A 12,178-nucleotide genomic window follows, 5' to 3' on the forward strand; every position below is an offset into this window, starting at 1 on the left:
TTCACATTTATACAAGGAAGATTATGGAAAATAATACTAAATATGAACTAAAACAAAGAACAATTAAAGATATTATTTATGAACTTTCTCAGGATAAACTTATAATTCCCGAAATGCAAAGACCTTATGTTTGAAAAGACAAACAAGTAAGTGATTTGTTCGATTCCTTATATCATGGTTTCCCAATAGGTTATATAATAACAAACAGACCTCGTAATAATGATATAAAACGGAAGAGTTATGTTTCAAATGATGATTTTGAAACTGTTTTGATTGATGGTCAACAAAGGTTAACTGCTCTAAATGCAATAATTAATGGTTTAGAAGTCTTGGATGAAAATTATAAAAAAAGAAGAATAATTGTTTCTTTTAACCCCTTCCCTAAGAAAAATGAAGAGATTTTTAAAATACAAAATGCATATACAAAAAATAGTAAAAAATGAATATCTGATATTTCAGATATATTTAAAGGTCATTCTCATTATAAAGTTTGTCAAAAATATATTAATGATAATCCAGAAATAACTATGGAAGATATCGATAGCAAAATAGATAATTTAAAACATAAAATATGATCAACTAATATTGGGGTAATTGAAATAAAAGAATATGTTGATCTGGAAACGCTTACAGAAATTTTTATAAGGATAAATTCCAAAGGGACACCTTTAAAGCTTTTGGATTATTCAATAAGTAAAATTTCTGCAAATAAAAATTACGGAACAAATATAATTAGAGTTATGAATTATTTTTCTGAAATCCTAAAAACCGATAATAATATTTACAGAGAGATTGAAAAAATTGATCCAGATTTTTTTAAAACTGAAATGGGTCAGAAAATTACTTGACTTAGTAATATAAATAATAATGATTATATTTATAAACCATCAGTGAATGATATATTATTTGTTTCATTTTCTCATATTTTTGATAGAGCAAAAATGAGCGATCTTGTTGAATTATTATCTGGTAGGGATTTCGAAAAAAGAGAATATATTCCAGAAAATATACAAAGTAATTTTGAAAAAATTATTAATGGAATTTCGAGTTTTATAGACAAATATAATTTCAATACTTTTACACAAGCAATCAAAAATATAGGATTTAAAAATATAAAAATCAATAAAAATTCTGTTGTAATAAATATTGCTTATATAGTCTTTTTAAAGCTTAGAAAACTTTCTCGTCTTGGTATGGAAGAAGTTAAAAAATACACTGTTAAATGGTATATAATGTCTTTATTAACAAAAAGATATAAAGATAGTTATGTTGATCAAGTTATTAATGATTTAAGAAATATAAAAGAATTAGGAATCGAAGTGATATTAAGAAAAATAGATCAAACAGAATTGACAACTGATTTTTGAGAACTAAGACTTCCTGAACTCTTAGATACAAGTATACAAGAAAATCCTTTTCTAAAATGTTATTATGCCGCCTCAGTTGCTAATGGCAATAAAGGATTTCTTACTCCTTGATTAACACAAGAGGATATGTTAAAAAATTTAATCAGTGACAAACACCATATTTTTCCCAAACAATATTTAATTAATTCTTCTAATGAATTTAATGAATATTCATTTTTATCTGAGAAAAAATGATACAACCATTCTGCTAACTTAGTATATTTAGAAAAGAATATAAATATTAAGATCAAAGACAAAGCACCTAATGTATATTTTAAAGAAATAATTCAAGATATAAAAACAAATAATTCTCTTTTCCTTGGTAGAAAGATTTCCTTAGAAGAATTGGATGAAAATCTCGATGAAAACTGTATTCCAAAAGATATAATAAACTGAACATATAAAGATTATAAAGATAAATTTTTGCCTGAAAGAAGAAAATTAATGGCGAAAAAAATTAAAAAATGATATGAGAATATTTAGATTTTAAAGTATTATGTAAATTTTCTTTCTTTAATACCACATTAATAAATAAAATCCTTATACTATTCATAAGTAGGACGCCTAAGGGACCACTCGGCGTCTTATTTTAAAAATATGCCGTTTTTTTTGCTAGGTTAAAAACAGCAAAAATTTAGGTTCTAATCAATGCCACTATAACCTTCTACTTTATTTTAATTATTTTTCTTAAAGAAAATGTTAACTAACTCTAGTTTTTATCAACCAATTTTACTCCAACCCATTCTTATTCTTAAAATACATCTTAATTGGACAACCTTTGAAATTAAAGGTAGCTCTCAATTGATTTTCTAAAAACCTTTGATATGAAAAGTGTAAGAATTTTTTATTATTTACAAAGAATGTAAAAGTAGGTATTTTTGATAATTCTTTACGAACATAATAAATATTTAATCTTCCACCATTAAACGGTTGTGCTGGTTGAATAAGTTGTGTTTCAAGCACTAAATTAGAAAGCAACGACGGTTTTATATCTCTTTCCATATTTTCACGAACTTCTGATAAAGTTACTATCAACTTATTAATTCTTTGATTAAATTTTGCTGAAATAAATACAAAAGGAACTCATGGAACAAAATGAAATTTATTTCTCATTTTCTTTTCATAATCAGCCATTGTATTTGTTTGTTTTTCAACTAAATCTCATTTATTTATTACCACAATTATTGGTTTTTCATTCTCTAATGCATATCCTATAATTCTAGAATCAAAATGTGATACTTCTTGTTGTGTCGCATCGATTACTATCAAAGACAAATCAGCTTCTGATAGCGAATTCATTGCTCGCATTAAAGCATAATGATCAACACTTTCAATTAATTTTGATTTTTTTGTTATTCCTGCTGTATCAATCACATTATATAGTTTATGGTCTATTTCAACAGTTGATTTAACACTATCTCGTGTGGTTCCTGCAATTTCTGAAACAATTGAACGATACTCTTTAGTTAAATTATTAAGTAGCGAACTTTTACCAGCATTAGGTTTTCCGATAATCGCTAAATTAAAATAATCATTTTGGTCTTCATCGCTGAAATCAAGATATTCTAAACACTTATCTAAAACTTCACCAACACCTTCACCATGTAATGCAGAAACAGGATAAATATGTTCAACTCCTAAAGCATATCATCCATAATCGAATTGCTGGTTGTTTTCTAGTTTGTTTGCTACAGCAATAATAGGTTTATTACTTTTTCTTAAAATATTCATTATGAATAAATCATCATTACTTATTTCGTTTGTTCCATCAAAAATAAAAACAATAACATCTGCTTCTTCAATCGCTATTTTTGCTTGAATCTGGATTTGTTCTTGAAAAGGTTTATTTTCAATTTCAATTCCGCCGGTATCAATTAATTTGATTTCATGACCTGATCAAGTAATTTTTTCATACAATCTATCTCTTGTAACACCTGGTTGGTCATAAACAATTGATATCTTTTTACCTATAATACGATTAAATAAGGTGCTTTTTCCTACATTAGGTTTTCCAATAATTGCAACTGTATTATGCATCTTTTGACCTTTCTTTAACCAAATCCATAATCTTTGCTATCACTTCTTCTATCTCTAAATTAGTACAATCAATAAATACTGCATCTTCAGTTTTATGTAACGGATCAACTTCACGATTCATATCTTGTTCGTCTCGTTTTTTTACTTCATAAAGCACTTCTGCAAAACCTGTATTATAACCTAATTCCTGATTTTGCTTCATTCTACGCTTTGCTCTTTCTTCTTCTTCTGCTCATAAAAAGATTTTTACTTCAGCATAGGGCATAATTTTAAAAGTTGTATCCCTCCCATCGATAATATATCCTTTACGTTTTTTAGTAAGTTGTTGAATATAATCAACCACGAACTCTCGCACTGCAGGAATTTTAGCTACAGACGGAGTTATTTGTGAGATATAATCGGCCCTTATAGCTTTTGATACATCAATTCCTTTTAATTCAATTCTGTCATTTTCTAGCAGTTTAATCATACCTTTTTGTAATGTCTTAATAACATTTTCTTGATCACGAGAATCAACACCATTATCAATGGTGTTTTTTGCGATTGCCCGATATACACTACCACTATTTATAAAAGTGAAACCATATCTGCTTGCTATTTGCTTACTTACTGTGGATTTACCTACTCCAGATGGCCCATCTATTGCAATATTAACTTTCATCACTACCTCCAAGTTTCTTTTTCTTTATTCTTACTTTTGTAGTATTTGATATATTGTGTTCTTCTGAAGCTAATGTATCAATTAAATATTGTGCTTTATCTTTTTCAATAAATTCTATATCATCTACATATGAGTCGTTTTGTTTATCGAATTTAATTTTTAAGTCTATATAACCTTGTAATAATTCTTTATACAAATAATTAAAATCGAAATCAAAAACTTCTTGTTTTTCTATTAATTTGGATTCGATACTAACATTTTGCTGATATTTATAAGCTGAATTAATGTTCTTTTTGAATCATTTTTGCTCTTTTTTTAGTTCATCATTTCCTGATTGAGATAGCAGAATTAGGTTATCTAAAACATCCTTATCTTCGTTTGAATCATCTACTTTTGAACCATTAAAATTCATATAGTTATTTTACTTTATTTTTTATATTTTGAAATAACAAAAAGCACATTATAGTGCTTTACAGTTATTTTTTAAATAATTCAAGGTATTCTTCATAACCTTCATCTTTTAATTTATCTACGGGAATAAAACGCAATGATGCAGAATTAATGCAGTACCGAAGTCCACCTAATTTTCTTGGACCATCATTAAATACATGTCCTAAGTGTGAATTGGCATTTTTACTTTTTACCTCAGTTCGAATCATATTATGTGAATAATCGCTATGTTCTGTTACAACATATTCATCTATCGGTTTACTAAATGCTGGTCACCCACATCCTGAATTAAATTTATCTTGTGATTTAAAAAGTGGTGTTCCATCAACGATATCCACATAAATTCCTTCTTCAAAATGTTCATCATATTCATTTGAATATGGATGTTCTGTATATCCTTCTTGAGTTACTTTATATTGTAATTCTGTAAGTTCTTTTAAACGTTGTTCTTTTTTCTTTTGTTCCATATTTCCTTTCAAAAAATTATTTTTTTTAAGTTGTTCGGTTTCTTTTGTTTATAAATTCACATTCATTTTATTATAAATCCTATCAAAACAAATGATAGATATACAACTACAACAAAGGTGTTGGTCTCATCTCAGTTGTTACCTAATATGTTTGGTACTAAGAAAAATAAAATTAAAGTTGAAATTCATAAAATATTAACTATATATATTGTTTTTTCTCATCATGGGATTTTAGATATTTGTTTCTTTTTTTCTAAAATTAATGCTACAACAGCTGTTAAAGTATCTTCAATTAACAGTGCTAAACTATTTACTTTTATAACAGCTGTAAAGAACGGGTTATCATTATCTTTTGTTTTGCTTAAAAGGGTTGGTACTAATCATAAAACAAGCATTGCTATAAATGTAATAACTGCTGTTAAAATGATTGCATTACGGTATTCACCGTGTTTATTATGATCTGCATATTTTGGATTAATATGATTATCTAATGCAAGCGGAATTAACTTTCTTGCTGTAGATACCGTTTGTGTAATTTTATACCCTATATCATTAAATATAAATCCAATAATAAACACAATCGTTCCTGTAATATTCATTACAAGATAATAAATTTGTGAAAATTCATTGTTATTTGAATCAAACTTTATTGCTAAATAAACACTATAAAATGCTAAGTAAACAACTGCTACAATTCCTAGGGAAACAAATAAAATTCTTTTAAAATTTTTAAATTCTGCGTCTTTTGCCATAGAAGCCATATCTTCAATTCCTGCAAAAGCAAAAATAAAAACTAAAATACTTCCAAAAATCATTGTAGATGTTGCTTTTTTTGTTGTTTCATAAACAACTGTATATCCACCTGGTTTTATAACCGAAAGATATACTAAGTTTACAAAACCTATCAACAAAAATGCTCATTTTACAGCAGATGTTAAAAATACAACTTTTGTATTAAGTGATAATCCTTTGGTTGATATCAATATTAATGCACCAAAGAAGATAAATGCAATGACCCTTATAATCCATATTATAGTTATATAATTTGAAATAGTTTTAGGTATTACTAATTCAAAAGTTTGCGCTAAAAACAAAGGTGACACAGATGATAAAACAGGTGATTGTAAGAATTGATTTCAACCAATGAAATAACAAAAGTTCTTTACAAAACCTTTTTTAAATTTATATCATTTGTTTTCAACATTTGACTGTTCTTCAAACAAGGTTGAATCAAGGTGTCTTGCATAAGCATATGAACCACCATAATGTTCTTTAAAAGCATTCCCTAAACGAGCAAATACTAATGCAGTTCCTATCATTGTAAGCAAACAAAGAACGATAACTAAATATCCGTAAAATCCTATATTTAGTATTTCTGAAAAAGTTGTAAGGAAACCTAAACCAACAATAAAGTTGATAGTGAAAAAAGTAAATGATTTTTCACTAAAATGTTTTTTCACTATTGCTTAAACTCTAATTGTTTTTTGGGTTTCTTCTTCTCAAAAACTACTTCATATATTTCTTCATAATTAGATACAGGAATATAAGTTAACTTTTCTTTAATTTCCATAGGAACATCAATTAAGTTTTTTACATTTCCTGTAGGTATAAAAACATATTTTAAGTTTTTAGAAGCGGCAGCAAATGATTTTTCTTTTAGGCCACCGATATCTAAAACATTACCTCTAAGAGTTATTTCACCTGTCATACCTATTTCAGATGATACAATTCGTTGTGATAATGCTGATATTAATGCAGTGGTAAATGTCACTCCTGCACTTGGGCCATCTTTTGGTACTGCTCCTTCAGGCACATGAATATGAATTGTTGTTTCATCAAAATTAAAGTCTGTAATACCATATCTAGCAGCATTTGCACGCACATATGAAAGTGATATATTAGCAGATTCTTTCATAACATCTTTTAATGAACCTGTTAATTTAATTTCTCCTTTTCCTGGATAAGTATTAACTTCAATTTGCAAGGTTGATCCACCAACTGATGTATATGCTAAACCATTAACTACACCAGGGGTTTTGTATCCATCATTTTCATTATCTTTAAATTTTTCGGGTCCTAAAAGTTCTTTTAAATCATTTATTTTTACCTCGAATTGTTTATTTTTTAGTTTTGGTAATTCGAGTTTTTTAAGCACGAATTTGCGTGCTAATTTATCTAAGACACGTTTTAATCCACGAACTCCGGCTTCTTTGGTATAGTTTTGAATAATGTATTTCATTGTGTCTTCAGAAATCTGCATAAAGTCGCTACTTGCCCCAACTTGTTCTGTTACTTTTGGCATCAAGTGTTGCTGTGCAATTTTTAATTTTTCAGTTAATGTGTAAGCAGATAATTCGATAACTTCAACACGGTCTATTAAAGCATGAGGAATGTTTTCATAATAATTAGCAGTCGCAATAAAAATTGCTTTAGATAAATCGTATTCATGTTCTAAGTAGTGATCTTGAAACTTTGTATTTTGTTCTGGATCTAAAACTTCTAACATCGCAGATGCCGGATCCCCTTTATTTGTTGAAGCCATTTTATCAATTTCATCTAATAAGATAACTGGATTAGAAACAGAACATTGTGAAATAGCTTTGATAATCTTTCCCGGCATTGCTCCTACATAGGTTCTTCTGTGTCCACGGATTTCGCTTTCATCATGCACTCCTCCAAGAGAAATTTTTACAAACTTTCTGGATAATGATTCTGCAATTGCTTTAGAAAGCGATGTTTTTCCTGTCCCAGGTGGCCCAACTAAACAAATAATAGGGACATTATTAAATGTTTTATCATTTTGTTTATTAGAATCCTTAAACAAATTCATATCAATCTCATAATTTTCATCATAAGGTAATTTATTTTCTTTTTTCTTTTTATTTCTTTCTGTATTAATAATAACAGCGATATATTCTAAAACACGTTGCTTAACTTCTTCAAGTCCATAATGATACTTAGAAAGAGTTTTTTTAGCATGATCTAAATCTAATAACTCTTTTTGTGTAAGTCTTCATGGTAGTCTTTTGAGATGATTGACATAAGTTTTTGAAATATTTGCTTCTGGTGATGTAGCCATCATTTCGTTCGCTCTCTTTGTTTCTTCAGCAATAATTTTCTTTACTGATTCAGGGTAACGGAAAGATTTATTTTTATCTTTTAACTCTTTTGCATAATCATCATCATCGCTTGGATCAACATTCATTCCTTCTAATTCATCTTGTATATATTTTAATTTTTCACGAAGTACATATTCTTTATGTTGACTTGCCATTTTATCTGTCATCTTTTGAGTCATTTGTGATTCTATATCAACATTTTGACTCATCATACCTGTTGCGGATGCAATTAATTTCATTAAAGAAATAATGTTAAATTTATAAAATGCAGCAAACTTTTCATTTATTTCGGGTGATAAAAATGATAAAAAAGTAAATAAAAACTTAATTTTTTCTTCTCTTGTTTTTAATTCAAAGTTCGGATAATATGAATTAATAAGTGCAGAAAGGTCATCGGTTGTATATGGTTTTTTTGTTATCGGATTATATTGAAAAATAATATTAACTGATTGTGTTTCTTTTATACCAGGGATTTTTTCAGTATCCCTTATCCCTTTTAAAGCAGAAAGCATTGCATCTAAATCATGATTTTGTGGTAATAAGTCAAATTTATAAACTTCATTTGTTTCATCAGAATTAGGTTCTTCAGGAACAAACTTTACTTCACCCGAACAAACTCTGACTAATTGTTCTTCATATAGTTTATCTCCATCTCCTTCTTTAACAGGTTGATAAGTTTCTAACAAAACATAACCATCTTCATCTGTTTCTGCGAAACCATATTCTTTTATGTTAAAAAAACCTAAAACTTCATATGTCAACATACATTTTTGATCTCGTTCTGAATCTTTTACAGGAGGTTCAAGTGGTTCTGCCTTTAAGAATTTAACAAATACTGCTTTACTTTCTAATTCATGCTCATTATTTGTAAACGAAATAACAAATTTATGTTCTATATTTGTTTTAGGAATAACTAAAGCGCCAGATGAATACAAATTAAATGCATCTGTTTCTATTTGATGAATACCTTTTGGAAAAGACATTCAGTTTGTATCAACAACTAATAATGGGTATATGTTTTTATTTTTCATTATTCTCCTTATTTTATGACAAAATTAATTAATTTCTTAGGTATAAATATTTTTTTAATAATTTGTTTTCCTTCTAATCATTTTGTAACTTCTTTTTGTGCTTTTTCTATAACTTCTGATTCGCTTGAATTTATATCAACCAATATTTCCCCGCGGACTTTACCATTTACTGTTATACCATAACTTAATTCGTTCACAATTAATGCTGATTCATCTATACTAAAATCATCTAAGTTTCTTAAATTAAAATATTTTTCTGAATATTCTCAAGCAAGGTGTGGAGCAAAAGGTTCTAAAATATTCAAAACGACATAATACATCTCTTTTAATAAAGCAACATCTTTAATCGTATCGTACTCATTAAATGTTTCCATTACTCATGCAATAACAGTATTAAATGCATATTCATTTTCTCTTTTGTTAAAGACATCTAAATATTTTTGCATCCCTTGATAAAGTTTTCTTCTTGCATTCTTTTCTTGTGAAGATAACTTTTCTATATTTATTTCATCTAAGGTTGTATTTTCAGGCAATTCATTAATCCTATCACTTAGTCGATTCAAAAACTTAAAACATCCATTTAGTCCTGCATCACTTCAATCTAATTCTTTTGCTGGTGGAGCAGCAAAAAAAACAAACAATCTGGTTGCATCAGCACCATATTTTTCTATCATTTCTTTCGGTTCCACTACATTACCTTTTGATTTTGACATTTTTGCACCATCTTTTAACACCATTCCTTGTGTTAAAAGATTTAAAAATGGTTCGCGATAATTTATTAAACCAAGGTCAGCGAGTGCTTTAGAAAAAAATCTAGCATATAAAAGGTGTAAAATCGCGTGTTCTATACCACCAATATATTCATCTACTTGATTTCAGTAATTTAGATTTTCTTTGATAAATAAGTTGTTATTTCTTTGTTTTTGCGGTGTTGTATATCTCATTCAATATCAACTTGATTCAAAAAATGTATCAAGTGTATCTGTTTCTCGTTTTGCACCCATACCACAACGATAGCATTTAGTCTTTACTCATTCATTGTTTGTTAAAATAGGATTTCCTTTTCCGGTGAATTCAACTTTTTCGGGTAATAATATAGGTAAATCTAATTCAGGAACCGGTATAGTTCCACACATTTGACAATGAATTAAAGGAATTGGTGTTCCTCAATATCTTTGCCTCGAAATTCCTCAATCTCTAAGATTATATTGAACTACCTTTTTTAGTTCTTTTTCTAAAACAACATAATTTTTAATTTTGTTTTTTACACTTATGCTATTTGCATTCATAAATGATAAATGACTTTCATTCTTACTTGAAGCAAATTGTGCTTCTTTTGCAGAAAAACTTGCGAAATCTGTTATATAAACATCTAAAAAATCATGAGTAACTGGATTAATAACTTGAAATGGTGTTTTTATTGACAATTTCTTACCAAAAATTTTGTTAATCACACAATTATTTATTTCGTCAAGTATTTTTTGTTTTTTTTCGTTCAAAAATCCCTGATTTTTTAGTTTTTTCACAAGTGGGTGTTTAAAATTTATAGCCAAAAAGTCTGCATTTACAATATTTTGATAATCTTTTTCAAAAACAACTATTTCAAAATCTTTATTTGCAGATTCTAAGATAATTTTATATACTTCTTCTCTACCAATTCAATTTTTTTGCATTGTCAAAACTTGTTGGGGTCAATGATTTTCTAATGTTTTCAAATCATTTAAAAGTTCATCAGCATACTCAGTTATTTTTAAATAATATGTATCCATTTCTTTTTGCACAACATTTTCATTGCAACGTCAACATTTATTATCAACTACTTGTTCATTTGCTAAAACTGTATTATCATTTTCGCATCAATTAAGCAAACTCTTCTTTTTATAAATCAAACCTTTATTTCAAAGTTGAATAAATAAAAATTGTTCCCATTTTGTATATGTTGCATCTGCTGTAATACATTCTTGATCTCAGGCAAAAGATAAACCAAGTCTTTTTAACTCAGCATCCATATTTTTAATATTTTCATAAGTTCATTTTTTAGGATGAATATTATTTTTTATTGCTGCATTTTCAGCAGGTAAACCAAACGCATCTCACCCAAATGGATGAAATACATTGAACCCTTGACGACGATAAAAACGTGCCATCGCGTCACTTATAGCATAATTTTTAACATGTCCCATATGGATTTTCCCACTAGGATACGGAAACATACTAACTATGTATTTCTTTTGTAATGTAAAATTATTTGAAGGTTCAAAATTTTTAGAATCAAGTCAATATTTTTGTCATTTTTTTTCTATTTCTTCAAATTTATAAGACATTCTGCTCCTATTTTGTTCCAAAAATTCTATCCCCTGCATCACCTAAACCAGGTTCGATATAACCTTTATTATTCAACCTAGCATCAAGTGCAGATAAATATATATGAAAGTCTTCTCCAAAATGACTTAAAACATTATTAACACCCTCTTTAACTCCAACTAGGCACACTAACTGTACATTTGTATAACCCTCTTGATAAATCCGTCTAATCGCATCTACTGCTGAATTTCCTGTAGCAAGCATCGGATCAACTACTATAATTAAACTATCTTTTGGAACATTAGGCATCTTAAAAAAGTATTCGTTTGGTTGTAAGGTTTCTTCATCTCGATACATTCCAATGTGTCCTACTCTTGCTTGTGGAATTAAATTAAGTAAACCTTCTGTCATACCTAATCCAGCACGTAAAATGGGTATCAAAACTATTTCATTTGAAAATGTATCACCAACAAAGTCCTGTCCTAAAGCAGTTGTAATTTGTTTAGGTTTTGTTTTATAATTTCGCATAATTTCATAAACCATTAGCGAACCTATTTCATTTAAATTACTTCTAAATTCTTTGTGTGATGTATTTTTATCACGTAATTTAGTAAGTTTTATTTTAATAAGTGGGTGTTCTAAAATTTTAAGCATCATTTCTCCTAATTTCACATTATATAAATATTTTTATATTATATACTTT

At 27.8% G+C, this 12,178-nt stretch carries 9 protein-coding genes; 1 reads left to right on the forward strand and 8 read right to left on the reverse strand.

Features of this window, described 5'->3' with window-relative positions; translation table 4 throughout:
* Positions 1–23: 23 nt before the first annotated feature.
* The gene (locus ACXYRO_RS00285) at positions 24–1,889 is read left to right on the forward strand and encodes a GmrSD restriction endonuclease domain-containing protein (protein WP_458597819.1); all 1,866 of its coding nucleotides are present in this window, start codon (positions 24–26) and stop codon (positions 1,887–1,889) included.
* Between the two features lie 246 nt (positions 1,890–2,135).
* Here the strand turns inward: ACXYRO_RS00285 and der are convergent, their stop codons facing one another.
* The 8 genes from der to upp all read right to left on the reverse strand — a co-directional run bounded on the left by der (position 2,136) and on the right by upp (position 12,129).
* Positions 2,136–3,443 (reverse strand): ribosome biogenesis GTPase Der, encoded by a 1,308-nt coding sequence (gene der, locus ACXYRO_RS00290; protein ID WP_458597817.1) that lies wholly within the window; start codon positions 3,441–3,443, stop codon positions 2,136–2,138.
* Positions 3,436–4,104: a (d)CMP kinase gene (gene cmk / locus ACXYRO_RS00295; RefSeq protein ID WP_458597815.1), complete on the reverse strand. Its 669-nt coding sequence runs from the start codon at positions 4,102–4,104 to the stop codon at positions 3,436–3,438. The genes der and cmk overlap by 8 nt, the downstream gene beginning before the upstream one ends.
* Positions 4,094–4,516: a hypothetical protein gene (locus ACXYRO_RS00300; protein WP_435129568.1), complete on the reverse strand. Its 423-nt coding sequence runs from the start codon at positions 4,514–4,516 to the stop codon at positions 4,094–4,096. The genes cmk and ACXYRO_RS00300 overlap by 11 nt, the downstream gene beginning before the upstream one ends.
* 64 nt (positions 4,517–4,580) lie before the next feature.
* Positions 4,581–5,021: a peptide-methionine (R)-S-oxide reductase MsrB gene (msrB, locus tag ACXYRO_RS00305; protein ID WP_458613961.1), complete on the reverse strand. Its 441-nt coding sequence runs from the start codon at positions 5,019–5,021 to the stop codon at positions 4,581–4,583.
* The gene (locus tag ACXYRO_RS00310; RefSeq protein ID WP_458613962.1) at positions 4,991–6,481 is read right to left on the reverse strand and encodes an APC family permease; all 1,491 of its coding nucleotides are present in this window, start codon (positions 6,479–6,481) and stop codon (positions 4,991–4,993) included. Before ACXYRO_RS00310 ends, msrB begins: the two co-directional genes overlap by 31 nt.
* Positions 6,481–9,171: an endopeptidase La gene (lon, locus tag ACXYRO_RS00315; RefSeq protein WP_458613963.1), complete on the reverse strand. Its 2,691-nt coding sequence runs from the start codon at positions 9,169–9,171 to the stop codon at positions 6,481–6,483. Before lon ends, ACXYRO_RS00310 begins: the two co-directional genes overlap by 1 nt.
* A gap of 8 nt (positions 9,172–9,179) precedes the next feature.
* Complete coding sequence (locus tag ACXYRO_RS00320) at positions 9,180–11,495, reverse strand: class I tRNA ligase family protein (protein WP_458613964.1); 2,316 nt, start codon at positions 11,493–11,495, stop codon at positions 9,180–9,182.
* Between the two features lie 7 nt (positions 11,496–11,502).
* Positions 11,503–12,129, reverse strand: coding sequence for a uracil phosphoribosyltransferase (gene upp / locus ACXYRO_RS00325; RefSeq protein WP_458613965.1), 627 nt, complete (start codon positions 12,127–12,129; stop codon positions 11,503–11,505).
* Positions 12,130–12,178: the final 49 nt, after the last annotated feature.

Source organism: Mycoplasma sp. 4013 (assembly GCF_054353875.1).